15 protein-coding genes and 1 other RNA gene are annotated in these 18,276 nt (G+C 46.3%); 2 read left to right on the top strand and 14 right to left on the bottom strand.

Going from position 1 to position 18,276, the window contains the following annotated elements; genetic code table 11:
• Positions 1–17 precede the first annotated feature (17 nt).
• From ftsA to rsmI, 14 genes are all read right to left on the bottom strand, one after another.
• Positions 18–1,280, bottom strand: a complete 1,263-nt coding sequence (gene ftsA, locus UQW94_RS20365; protein WP_005372946.1) for a cell division protein FtsA — start codon at positions 1,278–1,280, stop codon at positions 18–20.
• The gene (locus tag UQW94_RS20370) at positions 1,273–2,055 is read right to left on the bottom strand and encodes a cell division protein FtsQ/DivIB (RefSeq protein ID WP_025768409.1); all 783 of its coding nucleotides are present in this window, start codon (positions 2,053–2,055) and stop codon (positions 1,273–1,275) included. The genes ftsA and UQW94_RS20370 overlap by 8 nt, the downstream gene beginning before the upstream one ends.
• A gap of 192 nt (positions 2,056–2,247) precedes the next feature.
• Positions 2,248–3,705 carry a UDP-N-acetylmuramate--L-alanine ligase gene (murC, locus tag UQW94_RS20375; RefSeq protein ID WP_322142525.1) on the bottom strand — a complete coding sequence of 486 codons (1,458 nt, stop codon included), beginning with the start codon at positions 3,703–3,705 and terminating at the stop codon, positions 2,248–2,250.
• A 23-nt stretch (positions 3,706–3,728) separates the two neighbouring features.
• Positions 3,729–4,796, bottom strand: coding sequence for an undecaprenyldiphospho-muramoylpentapeptide beta-N-acetylglucosaminyltransferase (gene murG / locus UQW94_RS20380; protein WP_322142526.1), 1,068 nt, complete (start codon positions 4,794–4,796; stop codon positions 3,729–3,731).
• Positions 4,783–5,979: a cell division protein FtsW gene (gene ftsW, locus UQW94_RS20385; protein WP_005372933.1), complete on the bottom strand. Its 1,197-nt coding sequence runs from the start codon at positions 5,977–5,979 to the stop codon at positions 4,783–4,785. The genes murG and ftsW overlap by 14 nt, the downstream gene beginning before the upstream one ends.
• Positions 5,980–5,997: 18 nt before the next feature.
• Positions 5,998–7,311, bottom strand: a complete 1,314-nt coding sequence (gene murD / locus UQW94_RS20390; protein ID WP_053350207.1) for a UDP-N-acetylmuramoyl-L-alanine--D-glutamate ligase — start codon at positions 7,309–7,311, stop codon at positions 5,998–6,000.
• Positions 7,312–7,350: 39 nt separating this feature from the next.
• Positions 7,351–8,433: a phospho-N-acetylmuramoyl-pentapeptide-transferase gene (gene mraY, locus UQW94_RS20395; protein ID WP_005372931.1), complete on the bottom strand. Its 1,083-nt coding sequence runs from the start codon at positions 8,431–8,433 to the stop codon at positions 7,351–7,353.
• Complete coding sequence (locus tag UQW94_RS20400) at positions 8,433–9,797, bottom strand: UDP-N-acetylmuramoyl-tripeptide--D-alanyl-D-alanine ligase (protein ID WP_322142527.1); 1,365 nt, start codon at positions 9,795–9,797, stop codon at positions 8,433–8,435. Before UQW94_RS20400 ends, mraY begins: the two co-directional genes overlap by 1 nt.
• On the bottom strand, positions 9,794–11,275 hold the full coding sequence (gene murE / locus UQW94_RS20405) for a UDP-N-acetylmuramoyl-L-alanyl-D-glutamate--2,6-diaminopimelate ligase (protein ID WP_322142528.1): 1,482 nt from the start codon (positions 11,273–11,275) through the stop codon (positions 9,794–9,796). The genes UQW94_RS20400 and murE overlap by 4 nt, the downstream gene beginning before the upstream one ends.
• A gap of 62 nt (positions 11,276–11,337) precedes the next feature.
• A complete protein-coding gene (locus UQW94_RS20410) occupies positions 11,338–13,131 on the bottom strand; it encodes a penicillin-binding transpeptidase domain-containing protein (RefSeq protein WP_086046525.1) in 1,794 nt (597 codons plus the stop codon).
• Entirely contained in the window at positions 13,128–13,445 is a 318-nt protein-coding gene (ftsL, locus tag UQW94_RS20415; RefSeq protein WP_005387405.1) for a cell division protein FtsL, read from the bottom strand. Before ftsL ends, UQW94_RS20410 begins: the two co-directional genes overlap by 4 nt.
• A gap of 5 nt (positions 13,446–13,450) precedes the next feature.
• A complete protein-coding gene (gene rsmH / locus UQW94_RS20420; RefSeq protein ID WP_005372918.1) occupies positions 13,451–14,401 on the bottom strand; it encodes a 16S rRNA (cytosine(1402)-N(4))-methyltransferase RsmH in 951 nt (316 codons plus the stop codon).
• Between the two features lie 175 nt (positions 14,402–14,576).
• An RNA gene (gene rnpB / locus UQW94_RS20425) (RNase P RNA component class A) lies at positions 14,577–15,007 on the bottom strand.
• Positions 15,008–15,174: 167 nt separating this feature from the next.
• A complete protein-coding gene (rsmI, locus tag UQW94_RS20430; protein ID WP_005372907.1) occupies positions 15,175–16,038 on the bottom strand; it encodes a 16S rRNA (cytidine(1402)-2'-O)-methyltransferase in 864 nt (287 codons plus the stop codon).
• 68 nt (positions 16,039–16,106) lie between these two features.
• Here rsmI and UQW94_RS20435 point away from each other — a divergent pair, with 68 nt between their 5' ends.
• The gene (locus UQW94_RS20435) at positions 16,107–17,918 is read left to right on the top strand and encodes a penicillin-binding protein activator (RefSeq protein ID WP_213868525.1); all 1,812 of its coding nucleotides are present in this window, start codon (positions 16,107–16,109) and stop codon (positions 17,916–17,918) included.
• Positions 17,905–18,273, top strand: a complete 369-nt coding sequence (locus UQW94_RS20440) for a YraN family protein (RefSeq protein WP_005372903.1) — start codon at positions 17,905–17,907, stop codon at positions 18,271–18,273. Before UQW94_RS20435 ends, UQW94_RS20440 begins: the two co-directional genes overlap by 14 nt.
• Positions 18,274–18,276 lie beyond the last annotated feature (3 nt).

The raw sequence follows: 18,276 nt of genomic DNA on the forward strand, positions 1-18,276 counted from the left end.
TTATCCTGCAACTCAGGTTAAAACTCTTTTTGTATCCAGTTACGCAATTTATCGAAAAAGCCAGTTACAGATGAGCGTTTAGGTTCATTATAATCGCTATCGTCGCTAGACTGCATGTCTCTTGCGTAATGAAGTAATCCAACTGCCGTAGAATGGTACGGCTCTTTTACATAGTCAGTTAATCCGCTGACTTCGAGCGGTTTGCCGACCCTTACTTGATTGCGGAATACGCGTTCCGCACATTCTACCACTCCGTCCATTTGCGCAGCACCGCCGGTGAGTACAACTCCCGCAGCCAGATGGTGCTTGATACCCTCTTCGCGCAATTTTGCTTGTACAGAGTCGATAGTTTGGTTAACCAGTCCCATAAGCTCAGAGTAGCGTGGCTCAATCACTTCTGACAACGTTTGACGTTGCAGGCTACGTGATGGTCGTCCACCTACGCTTGGTACATTAACCGTGTCATCCTTACTGACCAGTTCACTCAAAGCACAGCCATATTTGACTTTTATTTCTTCAGCATCGCTCACTGGCGTGCCAAAAGCAAAAGCAATATCACTGGTTACAGCATTTCCTGCGTACGAAAATACTTCTGTGTGACGTAACGCACCGCCAGTCCAGATGGCCACATCCATCGTGCCGGCGCCAATATCAACCACACAAACTCCAAGCTCTCTTTCATCCTCGGTGATTACTGCATTACTAGCAGCAAGCCCAGAAAATACGAGTTGTTCTACTTTAAGTCCGCAGCGTTCTACCGCCTTAATAATGTTGCGTGCCATGTCATTATGGCATGAGATAAGGTGGACACTCACTTCCATTCTTACCCCAGATAAACCAAGCGGATTTTTGATTCCTTCTTGGTAATCAATGGTGAACTCTTGCGGGATCACATGAAGAATTCGCTGTTCATCACCGATTTTAATCGATTTTGCGGTATGGATAGCGCGATCCATGTCTTCTTGAGACACCTCTTCATCAGAAATCGTGCCCATACCTTTTTCAATTCGGCTTGCGATATGCTTACCAGACAACGAAATGAAGACTCGGCTGATCTGGCACTCTGCCATTAATTCAGCTTGATCAATTGCACGTTGTACTGATTTTACAACCGACTCCAAATCATTCACGCCACCTTTATCCATGCCGCGTGAGGGGCTACTACCTGCGCCAATAATATTAATTTGACCGTCTGGTAAAACCTCACCCACTAGAGCCGATACGGTTGCAGTGCCTATATCAAGACCAACAATAATGTTGTCATCAGCGGCCTTAGTCATCTGTACTCTCTTCTAACTCTTGTTCAGGAAACCAACCAACTGCGGCTCCTGTATCGTACCTAAGATCGATATAACTGATTCTTTGCGTGTCACTGCCAAGCTTGTTATAGAGCTTAAAAAAGCGCTCTATACGCTCAAGAAGAGACTCTTTACCGAGCTCTAATCGAATACCGTTATCAAGGATGATTTGCCAAGCTCGTCGCTCGTTTAATACCAGAGACGATATCGCTAAACCCAATTGCTGAAACTTAGGACTCAAATCACGGTAAGTCTGTAAGACTTCCGGTCCGCTATCTTTGGGTCCGTACAGCTTCACTTTTTCTTCTTGCAACAGAGCAACATCTCCATCAAAAACGAACCCGTTTTTATCTAACAGTTCGTTGCCATTCCAAATGGCTTCTGGTTGATGCTCCGTCAAAAAAACTTTTACTGTATCCGGCCACTGCTTTCGGATTGCGGCATGCGCTACCCATGGCAGAGCTTCGACACTTTGCTGTAATACATCAATATCCTGGGACATAAATGTACCGATGTGATCAATTCGACTAAATGCAGCCTGCACATCGTCAGCTTGGACATACTCCAGTTTCCCCTGAAGTACTATTTTGGAGAGAGGTAACCTTTGGTCATCCCACATCCAACTGATCGCCGCGTACAAAACAGAACTAATTAAAGTCACAACCACAACGAAAAATAACGCACCCAAGATTTTTTCTTGACGACCAGGGTTGTTACCCGTATTTGGTCGCTCGTCATTCAGTGCAATATTCAACAACGTCTTCGTTTCCTGACTTTTGTCGTGTACTTTTTACCCATATAATTACGCAGAGGTAAAAGTCTTGACTTTAACCTTGGGATTATACTGAGCTCTTGTAAACTATCAAACACTGATAGCAATAAATCACAATGATATTGACGCAAAATCGAGATCTGAGTCTTTATCTGTCCTTCGCGTCAACAATATGTGTCAGCCAAGCATCTTGTTTATATTCAATTTAAGACTTGCCAGCTGTTTCGCCACTTTACCAATATCACCCGCACCTTGCGTTAAGATTAGGTCGCCGTCTTGTATAACGTTAGCTAAAACTGAAGGTAATTGCTCGACTTCTGGAACAAAAATCGGATCTACCTTGCCTCGGCTGCGAATTGTGCGACATAAAGCGCGCCCATCAGCCCCTGCAATCGGCTTTTCACCCGCAGCGTAAACATCCAGCATGATCAATACATCAACTTGCTCTAGCACATTCGCGAAATCATCGTATAAATCACGAGTACGGCTATAACGGTGCGGTTGGAAAATCATCACCAAACGCTTGTCTTGCCAACCACTGCGTGCTGCATTAATGGTTACATCCACTTCTGTTGGATGATGGCCGTAATCATCAACAAGCATTGCATGACCGTTGCCAGTATCAAACTCGCCAAGGTGATCGAAACGTCTTCCCGTACCTTGCGTACCAGCCATTGCCTTTAGGATCGCATCGTCTTCAATGTCATCTTCAGTAGCAACCGCAATCGCAGCAGACGCATTCAATGCATTGTGACGACCTGGAATATTCAGCGTGATATCTAAGTTAGCTCGCCCTTTACGTACTACCGTAAATTTGCCTTGCTGCCCCTCTTGACGATAATCTTCAATACGTACGTCGGCATCTTCAGAAAAACCGTAAGTTATCACTTGACGACTAATACGTGGGATTAACTCTCGAACCACAGGATCGTCAATGCAAACAATTGCTTGGCCGTAAAACGGTAGATTATGAAGGAAATCGATGAAGGTTTGCTTTAAGGTTTCAAAGTCACCACCATAGGTATCCATATGATCGGCTTCGATATTGGTAACAATGCTCACCATTGGTTGCAAGTGCAGGAATGACGCGTCACTTTCATCTGCCTCTGCAATTAAAATACGACTCGAGCCTAGACGCGCATTTGTACCTGCGCTTTTCACCAAACCGCCATTCACAAACGTTGGATCAAGACCGGCTTCAGAATAGATTTGAGTAACAAGAGCGGTCGTCGTGGTTTTACCGTGTGTACCCGCAACGGCAATACCGTGACGGAATCGCATCAATTCAGCCAACATCTCTGCGCGGCGTACAATAGGGATGCGTAATTCACGTGCCGCTATCACTTCTGGGTTTTCTTCGTTGATCGCCGTTGACACAACAACCACACTGGCTTTTTCTACATTACTGGCTTGATGACCAATAAATACCGTCGCACCTTTTGATACCAAACGCTCTGTCACAGCGTTCTCTGATAGATCAGAACCTGTGATTTGGTAGCCTTCGTTCAACAGCACTTCTGCAATGCCGCTCATGCCCGCACCACCAATACCGATGAAGTGGATGGATTTCACGCGGCGCATCTCTGGCACCATTGCGCGAATCTGAGCTAAGTCTTGTGTATGTTGGATTGTCATCAATTCTATTCTCAATAATTCGGTTAACGCTTTTCGGTCAAAGCGACAATGGCTTGTGCGACAACTCGGTCAGCATTCAATTTTGCAGCGCCACGCGCTTGCTCAGCCATTGTAAGTAAAGCTTGGCGATCCAATTGTTGGATCTGCAGAGTCAGAGACTCAACGGTTAAATCTGGTTGTTCAATCATTTTCGCCGCGCCGCAATCCACCAAGTGGTCTGCATTAAGTGCTTGCTGGCGGTCTTTGTGCATGAATGGAACAAAAATAGCGCCTACACCTGCCGCCGAGACTTCAGATACGGTTAACGCTCCAGAGCGACAAACTAAAAGGTCAGCCCATGTGTAAGCTTCTGCAACGTCATCAATGAATTCCATTACTTCTGCATTTACCACACCATTAGCTTGGTATGCTGCATTCACTTCTTCGGCGGCACCTTTACCCGCTTGATGACGAATACAGTAATCTTCGCCCAATTTCGACATCACTTCTGGCAGAGTTTGGTTAAGAATACGTGCGCCTTGGCTGCCACCCATCACCAAAATGCGAATTGGACCTTGGCGCTCTTGCATGCGCTCAGTTGGCGCTGCTAATTGAGTCACGTCTTCACGAACTGGGTTCCCAACCACTTCGGCATTTGGAAAAGCGCCTGGGAAAGCCTGAAAAACCTTCTTAGCGATTTTCGATAACCATTGGTTCGTTAAACCTGCTACTGCATTTTGTTCATGCAGAACAACAGGAATACCACTCATCCAAGCGGCAATACCACCCGGGCCGCTAACATAACCGCCCATACCAAGCACTGCGTCTGGCTGCCAGCGTTTCATGTGAGCACGAGCCTGCATAATGGCATTGATAATTTGAAATGGTGCTGCAAGAAGACGTTTAACGCCTTGACCTCGTAACCCTTTCACTTTGATAAAGTCGATTTCAATGCCATGTTTTGGCACCAAATCCGCTTCCATTCGATCCGCCGTACCTAACCAACGGATCTCCCAACCTTGTTCTTGAAGCTGTTTTGCTACCGCCAAACCTGGGAATACGTGACCGCCAGTACCACCAGCCATCACCATCAAACGTTTATTTTGTTTCATTAGCTTGTTGTTCTGATTGTTGTTGCTCGCGTTTCAAGCGGCATTCGTAATCGATACGCAGTAGTATGGACACTGCGACGGACATAATTATTAGACTAGAACCACCATAACTGATGAGTGGAAGTGTTAAACCTTTAGTTGGAACAATACCGGCGGCAGCTCCAACATTAACCAAGGTTTGAAACGCAAACCAAATACCAATTCCGAAAGCCAGATAACCTCCGAACATTTCGCCTTCTTCAAATGCACGCTTGCCGATGTAAACCGCTTTTAGCACCAAGCTAAAAATCAGCATTAAGACCAGCACTACGCCTACGAAACCAAGCTCTTCAGCAAGTACGGCAAACACAAAGTCGGTATGCGCTTCCGGTAGATATTCCAGTTTTTGAATTGAGTTACCGAGACCTTGACCGAACCATTCACCACGACCAAACGCCATCAAAGACTGAGTCAACTGATAGCCACTGCCAAATGGGTCTTCCCACGGGTCAAGGAAGGAGGTTACTCGTCGCATACGGTATGGCTCGACGAGAATCAAACCTACCACAGCGCCGATACCTGCCACCATCAAGGCGAGAAACTGGGTTAGTTTTGCACCTGCGATAAAAAGCATGCCAAACAGCGTGACCAGCATCACGACGACCGTCCCCAAGTCTGGCTGACCAAGTAGTAATACTGCGAAGAAGGCAAACACCATGATTGGCTTCATAAAGCCACCAAAGAACGTTTGTCGTACTTCGTCTTGCTTTCGAACTAAGTAACCAGACATGAAGATAAACAGCGATAGCTTCGCGACTTCCGCTGGCTGAAGGTTAAACAGCCCAAGGGGAATCCAACGAGACGCACCATTAACCGACTTACCCGCCAAGAGCACGATGATCAACAGTGCGAAAGAAGCCCAAAGTAAGTAATGGCTCTTCTTAAACCACTCTTGCAAAGGCACTTGCAAAATAACAGCGGAGGTCCCTAACGCCAGCACGAGAAACGTCGCATGACGAAACATAAAGTGGAACGGCTGTTCCGTTAATCGAGAGCTGATTGGAAATGATGCAGAGGTTACCATGACCAAACCAGTCAACATCAAACCCAGTGCAATCCACACTAACTGACGATCAAACATCGCCTCTGGGGCTGGATGCTTGAGCCAATTGCCAATACTGCGTTTAACGTTACCTAAACCCACGAAGTGTGTAACCTTTAATTATGCATATTTCTGAGCAAGAGCAGCGAAAGCATCACCTCTTGCCATAAAGTTGTCGAATTGATCAAAGCTAGCACATGCAGGAGACAGCATCACCATATCACCTGGTTTTAACTGCGAAGATACTTGTTGAATCACATCTTCCATAGTGTCGAAACGTATTGCAGATTCATGCAGTGGCATAAATTCATCGCCATCAGCGCCAAAGCAACACAGTTGCAAGTTAAGCGTCGCGAAGATCGGTTTTAATGGCGAGAAGTCAGCACCTTTGCCAACACCACCAACGAGTAAGTAGAGCTTGCCTGTCGATTCCAAACCAGATAGCGCAGCCATAGTGCTGGCAATATTAGTTGCTTTAGAGTCATTCACCCATTTGACGCCTTGATTATCCGCAACCACCTGGCATCGGTGTGTCAGTCCCGTGTAATTTTTAAGTGCATTCAATGCGTTGTGATAGTTTACGTCCGCAGCTTTTAATAGCGCTAAAGCAACCAGAGCGTTAGATAAGTTGTGCTTACCAACCAACTTAAGCTCATCACTTGCGACAACTCGTTGACCGTGATCGAGCAGCCAAGTACGGTTGCCATCCACCTCGAGACCAAAGTCCTGATTGTCGCTGCCAAATGTCACCAATGGCATCTCTGCGTCTGGGAAGGTTTCTTGATCATCACGGTTCACGACTGCAAGAGCAGCATGGTTAAAAATACGCAACTTAGCTTGTCGATAGTCAGACATGCCTTGATAACGATCCATATGATCTTCAGAAAGATTCAGAAACGCAGCGGCTTTGAGCTTTAAGCTTGACGTCGTTTCTAACTGGAAGCTCGAAAGTTCGAGTACATATAGGTCTGCGTCTTGTTCTAACAAATCCAGTGCAGGCACACCGATGTTACCACCAACGCCAACATCCAAACCTGCAGCCTCAGCCATCACACCTGTGAGGTCGGTTACTGTGCTCTTACCGTTTGAGCCCGTAATCGCAATCACCGGTTTCTGCACCGCCCAAGCGAATAACTCGATATCACCTACTACTGCCGTACCTTTTGCTAATACGGCTTGGATCTCTGGTGTCGCTAGCGCAATACCAGGGTTGGTCACGATAAGATCCGCGTCAGAAAGCCAGTCTGTATTCCAACCACCACTATGCAGTTGAACACTTTCCGGCAAGCGCTCTGCACCTGGAGGGTTTACACGAGTATCAATGACTTTGACCACAAGTTGTGGCTGATTTTTTCTTAGGTGTTTAACGACAGAGAGCCCGGTAATACCGAGCCCTACGACGACAACACTATGTATGTTTTGCCAACGTTCCATATTTGATCACACTGTAAATCTTGTTCTTGGAAAGCGCGATTAACGCACTTTCAATGTCGCAAGACCAATCAGAACAAGAACCATAGAAATAATCCAGAAGCGCACGATTACGCGAGGTTCTGGCCAACCTTTCAATTCGTAGTGGTGGTGAATTGGTGCCATACGGAAAATGCGCTGACCACGTAATTTGTAAGAACCTACCTGCAGGATGACTGATAGCGTTTCCATTACAAATACGCCACCCATGATCACCAACACCAACTCTTGACGAACTAGAACAGCAATGGTGCCCAATGCACCGCCAAGCGCTAGTGAGCCCACATCGCCCATGAACACTTGTGCTGGGTACGTGTTAAACCACAAGAAACCAAGGCCTGCACCTACGATTGCTGTACATACGACAACTAACTCAGAAGCATGTGGTAAGTATGGTATATGAAGGTATTCAGAGAAGTTAACGTTACCGGTCGCCCATGCAATAACCGCGAAGCCTGCTGCAACAAGAACCGTTGGCATGATTGCCAAACCGTCTAGACCATCAGTCAGGTTGACCGCGTTACTTGTACCTACAATGACAAAGTAAGTCAGAATGATATACATCAAACCAAGCTGCGGCATGATGTCTTTAAAGAATGGCACCACTAGCTGAGTTGCTGCTGTGTCTTTACCGTAAGCATACAATGCGAAAGCGACGACAAACGCGATCAACGACTGCCAGAAGTACTTCCAACGCGCGATCAAGCCATCGGTATTTTTTCGCACCACTTTACGATAATCATCAACAAATCCGACCGCACCGTAGCCAAGTAAGACTGTCAGTACCGCCCATACGTAAGGGTTGGATAAGTCTGTCCATAGCAAAATCGTGATTGAGATGGCCGCTAAGATCATGATACCGCCCATTGTTGGGGTACCACGCTTACTAAAGTGAGATTCAGGACCTTCGTTACGCACTACCTGACCAATTTGCAGCATTTGCAAACGCTTGATCATGATTGGTCCCATCCATAATGACAGACCTAGAGCGGTTAATACGCTTAGGATTGCTCGAAAAGACAAGTATTCAAACAATCGGAAAAAAGACAGGTATGGCTGTAGCAGCTCGGCAAGCCAAATAATCATTAATAATACTCCTTCAAAGCAGCAGCGACTTCAAACATACGTGCACCGTTCGCTCCTTTCACCAATATCGTATGGTTTTCAGGAACGGCTTGGTCTAGATGCTGCTTGATGTATTCAATCATCTCTTGGTGCGTCTCAAAATGAATGCCTTGGCAAAGATCACTGATCACCTTGGCGTCTGCACCATATGTGAGAACATGTTCAAATTTTTGTGGGGCAGCATGTTCCCCGACTTGACGATGAAGTGCAAGACTTTCCTCGCCCAATTCCGCCATATTACCTAAAATCAGCCAGCGTTGACCTGGGAAAGCGGCCAATAAATCAACTGCCGCTTTAATGGCTGGCACGCTCGCGTTGTAGCTGTCGTCAATCAGTTTTATCTTTTCGCTCAGCGCTTCAACCTCGACGCGACCTTTCACTTTGTTCAAATGTTTAAGGCCAGCACGAACCTCTTCTAATGTGGCGCCCATTTGTAACGCAATAATAGAAGCAGCGATCGCATTCGCAACGTTGTGTTGACCTATAATACCCAGAGACAGTTCAATTTCTTGTGAGCTTGCTGCGATATGTAAGTCAAAGCTTGCTTCACCTGCGGCGTTCAATACGATATTAGAAGCGAAGAAGTCTGCATCAGTATTACTTTGTGAAAAAGTAATGACTTTCTTATCTGCTAACACTTCATCCCACTTGGCTTCACCATTGCTGTCTAGGTTAACAATCGCAATACCACCAGCTGAAAGGCCTTGGTAAATTTCACCTTTGGCTTGTTTCACGCCATCGATAGAACCAAAGCCTTCAAGGTGAGCGGCGGCTACATTGTTCACTAACGCGATATCTGGTTTTACTAACTGAGTAGTGTAAGCAATTTCACCTATATGATTAGCACCAAGCTCAATCACGGCATAATCATCATCCTGCTGTGAGCGCAATAATGTCAACGGAACACCAATATCATTATTGAAGTTACCCGCCGTGAATAACACTTTGCCTTTCAATTGCAGGATACTCGCAACCATTTCTTTTACGGTCGTTTTACCGCAACTTCCGGTGATAGCAACGGTAGGTGTTTGGCATGCTTGATGCACCCAAGAAGCAAACTCACCCAATGCAAGTTTGGTATCCGACACCACAATTTGCGGCACATTCACATCTAAGCGTTTTTCTACGAGTAAAGCACCGGCACCTGCATCTACCGCTTGTTGGCAAAAGTTGTGCGCATCAAAGCGCTCACCTACTAACGCGACAAATAGAGCCCCACGATCAATCGTTCGTGTATCAGTAGAAACCGCGTCGATAAGTAGATCGTCGCCGAATCGCTCGCCACGAGTGATGTCTGCAATTTGAGATAACGTTACTTTGATCATGAGTTCAATCCTAAAAGTTGCATTGCGGACTCGCGGTCGGAGTAATGAATCGTTTCGCCATTACGAATCTGATAATCTTCGTGGCCCTTCCCTGCTAACAAGATAATGTCGTTTGGCGAAGCATTTTCAATGGCATAAGACAGTGCTTTGAAGCGGTCATGCTGAACAATCGCTTCAGCAGGTTTTGACAGCCCAGCTAACATGTCTTTCACAATCTGAACCGGATCTTCGCTGCGTGGGTTATCGTCAGTCAACACCACTCTGTCGCCTAGACGCTCTGCAATTTCCGCCATCATTGGGCGCTTACCTGCATCGCGATCGCCACCGCAGCCAAAAATAGCCCACAGCTGGCCTTCACAATGAACTCGTAAAGCTTGCAGCGCTTTTTCTAAAGCATCAGGAGTGTGGGCATAATCGACCACGACTTTGGCACGATCCTCAGTTTGGAATAACTCCATTCGGCCGAGTACAGGTTGCAGTTGACCTGCGGTTTCGAGTAACGCTTGTTTCTCTATACCTAAGCTTAATAAGGTCGCAAAAGCGAGCATTAAGTTGGTTGCATTAAACTCACCAATCAAAGGCGCGTGCAATTCACCTGAGCCAAATTTACCATCGAACTTAATAGTAATCCCTGACTCCGCGTAACTAACTTCCGTCGCCCAAATTGCGCTTTCAAATTCAGTGTTCGGCTTGAGCGAAATAGCGATCGCATTACTTAACTGCGACGCCCATTGATGACCTACTTCATCATCAACATTGATAATGGCACGTTTACATTGGTGTTGCGTGAACAACCCAAGCTTTGCATTGGCATACTCTTCCATCGTGCCATGATAATCAAGATGGTCACGACTTAAGTTAGTAAACACGCCCGCCGCAAATGATAGTGCTTTGACACGACCTTGCGTCAGGCCATGGGAAGATACTTCTAGCGCGGTGTATGTGGCTTGTTGATTTGCGAGAGAGGAGAGCGTTTTCTGAATTTCAACGGCATTCCCCGTTGTATTCGCAGCTTGTTGCAAGTTATTGAGGAAGCCATTTCCTGTTGTTCCCATTACCGCCGCTTTATCGTCAAGCAGTTCTAGCCATTGCGCTATTAACTGGGTAATGGTGGTTTTGCCGTTGGTGCCGGTGACACCAATCAAATCCATATCAGGGTAAGCATAGAGCTTTCCAGCAATTGCGGATAAACGTTGGTCCAACCTATCAATGTAAATGACGGGAACATCATCAATGATTTCCACCGTACCATGTGTTTTGACATCGCAGGCTTGCGCCAGGGCTGCATTTGCACCTTGCTCAATTGCAGAGGCAATGAATTTACGCGCATCCACAACATGGCCAATCACTGCTACAAACGTGGTTCCAGGTTGAACTCTTCGGCTGTCGAGCTCCAATTCAGAAACAAGAACGGACGATAAGCTAGGGCAATCCACCCAAGGGGAAAGCAGCACGTCCATACTGATGGCTTTAGTCATATTTGTTCTCCGAGCTTTGGCTCAGGTTTTCTTAATTTTGTTTGCTCAGTAAACCACAGGGCTTACTGTTGGAATTTGTTTTCGTCAGGTGCAACATTGAGTATTTGTAGCGCGCCTTTCATGATTTCAGAGAAAACAGGAGACGCTACCGAACCACCATAGTAGTCATCACCTTGAGGCTCGTTTACGATCACTACTAAAGCAATTCGCGGATCGCTAACCGGAGCAAGCCCAGCCGTGTAGGTGATGTACTCGTCGCTGTACCCACCGGCAGAAGCTTTACGTGATGTACCCGTTTTCGCTCCCACTCGATAACCAGGAACTGCCGCTCTGCGAGCCGAGCCCCCTTTTTGAGTTACGGTTTCCAACATGTCTAATACTTGACGCGCATACTTCGCACTCACCACTTGACGTGACATGTCATGATCATTGCTTTCGATAATATGAATAGGCTCGTATTTGCCAAGGTTTCCAAGCGTCGCATAAGCATGGGCTAGCTGGATTGGTGTAATTGATAGACCATAACCAAACGCAATCGTGGCGCGCTCGATTGGCGACCAACGAGTTCGTGTAGGAAAAATACCCGTCACTTCCCCAACTAGGTTTAGGCCAGAAAGCTCACCAAAACCCACTGAACTGTACAGCCCAAGAAGCGCCTCTACCGGCATTTGCATTGCTAGCTTCGTCACACCGATATTACTCGACTTTTTAAGGATCGTGGTCAAGCTCGCCTTGCCTACGCGAGAGACATCTCTGACTCGACTACCACCTAAACGTAGGACACCATTACCGGTATCTACGATGGTATCTTTATCGGCTATCCCATTTTCTAAGGCGGCTAAAATAACGAAAGGCTTAATGGTCGAACCAGGCTCCATTGAGTCCGTGATCACTCGGTTACGCATTTGATAGCTTTGCCAATCGCTACGATTGTTAGGGTTGTAAGAAGGAGCATTAACCATGGCCAATACGGCGCCCGTTTTTACATCCAACATGACAACGGAACCTGAAGTGGCGCGGTGGTCCGCAACGGCTTGCTTAATCGCACGATACGCAATCGCCTGTAGGCGCTGATCGATGGTTAACTGAAGTGATTTACCTTCTTGCTTGTCTTGCCAAGCAATGTTTTCCACAACACGACCATAACGGTCTTTACGAATAGTTTTCTTACCCGCTGCGCCAGTGAGCCACTCATCGTAGCTACGCTCCACACCTTCTAGGCCATGTCCGTCAATGCCTGTTACACCGACTAAGTGAGCACTAACCTCACCTGCAGGATAATAACGACGAGATTCCGACTTAAGGCCAACACCTGGCAGCTTTAGCTCACGAATATAGTTCGCCATGGCCGGACTGACCTGGCGCTGCAAGTAGATAAAGCGGCGTTTTTCATTGCGCTTGATTTTGTCTATTAACCCTTGTCGGTCAATACCAAGAACATCCGCTAATGCATGCCAACTTTTGGTCTGGCTTAACGCGTTTTCTTTAAATATCGTGGCAGGATCTGCCCAAACCGCCTCAACCGGTACACTGACAGCAAGCGGCTCACCATTTCGATCCGAAATAATACCGCGAGCAGAAGGAATGGATTTAACACGAACCGAACGTAGGTCACCTTGTTTAATCAGGTTATCTGGCTCAATGATTTGGATGTAGGCTACGCGTGCCACCAAAAGGGCAAATGCACAAAAAACAAAAAACAGTAATAGATGGAAGCGCCAACGAATCAAGAAAGATTCTTCGACCGCCACTTTCACTGCTTTGTTATCGGTTTTCTTATCCCCCGTAGCCGCTTTCTCTTTTGCTACAGGTTTACGCTTATTGGCTTGTTTCGTGTTGGATTTTTTTCTAATCATTTGAGCGTGACAACCACTTCTTTATCGCCATCAGGTCGTTTCATTTCAAGTTCTTTTTTGGCAAGGTCTTGAACACGACTGTGTTCCGCGAGGGCAGTTTCTTCCAACATTAAGTTACGCCATTCGCTATCTAACCGTTCTCGTTCAACCAACGTATGGTCTTTCTCGGTAATCGCTTGACGCGCATGATGGGTAGCAAATACCACTCCCATTGCCGATGCCACGATCAATAGCAACAACAGTAATGGCCAGCGACCAACAGTGAGGAGATCTGTTGCAATCAACTTAGCAAGATTAGGAGTGGGTTTCGTCATAATAATTAAAGCTTTTCCGCAATTCTTAACACAGAGCTGCGCGAGCGAGGGTTCATTTCAATTTCTTGTTTGCTTGGCTTGATCGCTTTGCTCACCGCTTTCATATTCGCACTACCAAGAGCACGAATTTGCTCTTCCGTCATTGGAATACCGTGTGGCACTTCAGGCCCTTTGCTCTCTTTACGGATAAAACGTTTGACCATACGATCTTCCAGAGAGTGGAAGCTAATCACAGATAAACGGCCTTCAGGAGCCAGAATGCTCGCCGCGCCTTTAAGTGCCGTATCAATTTCTTCTAACTCACTGTTGATGTAAATACGAAAAGCCTGGAAAGCACGAGTCGCAGGGTGTTTTTTCTCTTTAAAACTTTTCGGTGCGGCATCTGAAATCAATTTTGCCAGCTGACCAGTGCGAACCATTGGCTCATTTTCTTCGTCTTCACGGTAGGCAACAATCGCTTTTGCAATACGGCGCGCATGTTTATCTTCCCCAAACTCGCGAATGACCCAAGTGATATCATCGAGGTCTGCTTCCATCAACCATTGAGATACTGGAACACCTGATGTCGGGTCCATACGCATATCTAGCGGACCGTCTTTCATAAAGCTAAAGCCACGCTCTGCGTCGTCTAACTGAGGAGAAGAAACGCCTAAATCCAGCAGAACACCATCCACTTTTCCAACTAGCCCATACTCTTCAGCATACTCAGCAATACCAGAAAATGGACCATGAATAATGGTGAAGCGAGGGTCATTGATTTTGCCTGCCTCAGCGATCGCTTGAGGGTCACGGTCGATACTGTACAGTCGGCCATTTTCACCGAGTTTAGATAGAATTGTCCGGCTGTGACCGCCACGGCCAAATGTTCCATCAATATAGACGCCGTCTGGTTTGATAGCTAAGCCATCAATGGATTCATTTAATAACACGGAAATATGTTGGAAGGTTTCGGTCATAGCTTTCTCGTTGAATGATCTTGAAGCGATTCTTTAGTGTACTGATTTCCTACATCATCGCCACCACAAGTCTAAAGTTAGACGTGATTTACGCCAAGTTTATTGGTAATGACATAGTTTGCGTCAATTAAATGCAAAAAACCCATCACTACCGAAGTAGAGATGGGTCTCGAATAGGTGGAGCCGACACATAAGCCGGGTTCTGTTCCGCTTGCGCGGCGGTAGCCATTCGTCTAGGCCAGCAATCACTCACTGGCTCGAGCAACCTACCCGCCTCCTTACGCGAGCAACGCAATGTGGAGGCCTATTTGGTCTTGCTTCAGGTGGAGTTTACCCTGCTACGAACTATTGCTAGTCGTCCGGTGCGCTCTTACCGCACCCTTTCACCCTTACCTGTACCCTTACAGGCCATCGGCGGTCTTCTCTCTGCTGCACTTGTCGTAGGCTTGCGCCCCCCAGGCGTTACCTGGCACCTTGCTCTATGAAGCCCGGACTTTCCTCCCCTTTGTCAGTCTCCCGAAGGACGTCAACGCCAGTCTCCCAAAGGGACTTCGACGTCAGTCTCCCGAAGGACATCAACAAAGCAGCGACTACCCAGTCAGCTCCGAGGGCGGATTGTATAGAGTTCTCACTTCAGAGTCTAGTTAGATCACAGATATGATGAAATGAATGCACTAAGTGATGACTTTTTAGTCAAGGTGCCAAAAATAGATAATAAAAAGGCCGATGCCTAAACATCAGCCCTCATTGACCATTTATCTCGCTAGCGGCACTTAGTCTAAGTTTTCTAAGCCCCATTTATATAGCGCATTCTTCTTCAAGTTATGTATTTCTGCCACCAAAGCAGCTGCTTTTTTCAAAGGCAGCTCTTTGGTCAAAATCCCTAACGTGCGTAAAGCATCTTCAGGTAGTGAGTCGTCTGTTGTTTCACGATGGCCATGTACCAACAATACCATTTCACCACGCTGTTGATTATCGTCACTTTTCACCCATTCAATCAGCTCACCTAACGGCATGCCTTGAATGGTTTCAAAGGTTTTTGTTAGCTCTCTTGCCAACACAACTTCTCTATCTGGGCCAAGAACGTCTAACATGTCTTGTAGAGAGTCTAAAATACGGTGCGGTGACTCGTAAAAAATACACGTACGCTCTACCGAAGCAATCTCTAGGAATTTATCCTTACGACCTTTGCTTTTCGGTGGTAAAAAACCTTCGAAGCTAAAGCGATCCGATGGCAAGCCAGAGGCACTTAACGCCGTAATGACCGCACAAGCACCTGGAAGAGGCACAACTCTAACGCCCGCTTGACGACATTTTGTCACCAAATGGTATCCTGGGTCGCTGATAAGTGGCGTACCAGCGTCAGAAACTAATGCGATCGACTGACCGGAAAGCAGCTTTTCTACCAAAACTTGTGCTTTTTGCTGCTCATTGTGGTCGTGTAGAGCAAAAGTTTTGGTTTGAATATTGAAGTGAGACAGTAATTTGCCCGTATGTCGAGTATCCTCAGCGGCAATGATGTCCACAGTCGACAGAATTTCGATAGCACGTTGGGTGATATCCGCTAAATTTCCGATTGGAGTCGGTACGATATAGAGAGTTGGCCCCTCATTCGGCAACTTATTTTTATCTGTCATTTGTTTACCATCACTTCAACGATTAATATAGAGACAATTTTGTACAAAATTATAGAGAACTCACGGCAATGATTAACCATAAGAGACTCAGTGTACCACGCATACTTACTCCTGTTGCACTAGCAATTACGCTCGCCGCCTGTTCTTCAGGTCCAAGACAGCCTGATGGCGTTGATGTAACACTTGAGCCTACTCAGTCTGTTCAGAACTATATGATCCAAGCTGATAGCACGGAAGGCAGTTTACAAAATGACTGGTTGATCATGGCAACCAAAGCCGCGATTCAAGCAAACCAGTTTGATCAAGCAGAAATGTTGATCAAGCGCCTGGCTCGTCAACAGTTAACCGAAGTTCAGCAAGCAGAGTGGCAACTAGCGCGTGCGACCATACAGCAAAAACAGGGTAATTACTCTCAGTTGCTGCAATTGTTGAATTTTAAACCTTGGTGGAAGTTGCCAAATGAGCAATGGAAAGACTATTACTTGATGCGTGCCGACGCTTATCAAGGTCTTAACCAAGCGTTTGAGGCAAACCGCCAACTGGTTGCATTTGGCCAATATGCATCGTCCGCGGAGCAGAGAGAGACTTCTAGCCGTATTTGGATGAACTTTGGCAGCTACTCCGAGTACGAACTGACCTCATTAGAAACAGAGCCAAATGAAGATGTTTTGGATGGTTGGCTACAACTCGCTATTTATGCGAAAACGCTGTCGGGCAACTTATCCCAACTAAAAAATACCCTAGAACGCTGGTTAAACGAGAACCCATCTCACCCAGCCGCTATCTACACACCAGAAGAGATTCAAAACATTCTCTCTCTAGACATCGTTAAACCAAACAACACCGCTTTGTTACTGCCGCTTACTGGTAAATTCTCGCCACAAGCGCAATTAATTCGTGATGGTTTTGTGTTTGCGATGATGAATGATCGTAACCGTGATCCAAGCGCTACCCTCACGGTAATAGACACTAATGCGTATAACGCCGACCAAATTAAACAACGTTTGATCAATGAAAACATCGATTTTGTTGTTGGTCCTCTAGAAAAAGAGAACGTTGAGCTATTGCACACAACCATGGATGGCTCAGAAAATGGTCCTACGATTCCAGCCCTTGCGCTAAATATTCCCGAAGATGTGCAACCAGATAGCAATATTTGCTACTTGGCATTATCACCAGAACAAGAAGCCGCACAGGCAGCGAAACACTTGTTCAGCGAAGGCTATAACTTCCCTCTGATTCTGGCACCAAAGGGCAGCTTTGGTGAGCGTGTAACTGAAGCGTTCAACAAAGAATGGCGCAAGTACAGCTCTAATAAAGTCGCAGCAAGTTATTTTGGCGACAAGCGCCAACTTCAAAAAGACATCAATGAAGTATTTGGTCTGCAAGAAAGCAAACAACGTATTGCTCAGATGCAATCACTAATGCGTATCAAGCTTGAAACACAGCCACGTAGCCGTCGTGATGTCGATGCGGTTTATATTGTTGCTAGAAGCACGGAACTGACTTTGATCAAGCCGTTTATTGAGGTAGCGATTAACCCAGACGCCAAAGCACCACAAATTTTCTCTAGCTCGCGTAGCAACAGTGGCGGCGCGACTTACGAAGATCTAACAGGCATCATCTACAGCGATATCCCATTACTGATTGACCCAGACCCTAGCGTGACCGCTGAAATGAACGAGCTGTGGTCAGAGCAATCTAACATGGAAAAACGTTTGAAAGCACTGGGTATGGATGCGTATAAATTGATTGGGGAGCTGCCACAAATGAAGGTCGTTCCGGGCTACTCAGTTGGCGGCCAAACCGGTATTTTAAGTATCGACAATAATTGTGTTGTACAGCGTGAGCTAAGCTGGGCTGAGCGTGGGGCTCTTTAGTAAGCGCCAAATCGGAAATCAATATGAAGCTCTGGCGAAGCAGTATTTACAACGCCAGGGCTTAAACTTTATTGAACAAAATTTTCTGACTAAGGTCGGTGAGATTGATTTAATCTTCCAACAAGGTGAAACTATTGTGTTTGTTGAAGTCAAATACCGTAAGAACAATCACTTTGGCTCGGCAGCAGAAATGGTGACGCACGCTAAAATGCGCAAGCTAGTCAAAACCGCACAAGTTTGGCTTAGCCAACAAAAGCGCTTAAAACACAATATCGATTATCGATTTGATGTCATCGCCATTCATGATAATGGGCGAGATATCAACTGGATAGAAAACGCAATCTCTGAAGGATAAGCG

Origin of the sequence: Vibrio sp. PBL-C16 (assembly GCF_034321865.1) — a bacterium.
Taxonomy (GTDB): domain Bacteria; phylum Pseudomonadota; class Gammaproteobacteria; order Enterobacterales; family Vibrionaceae; genus Vibrio; species Vibrio alginolyticus.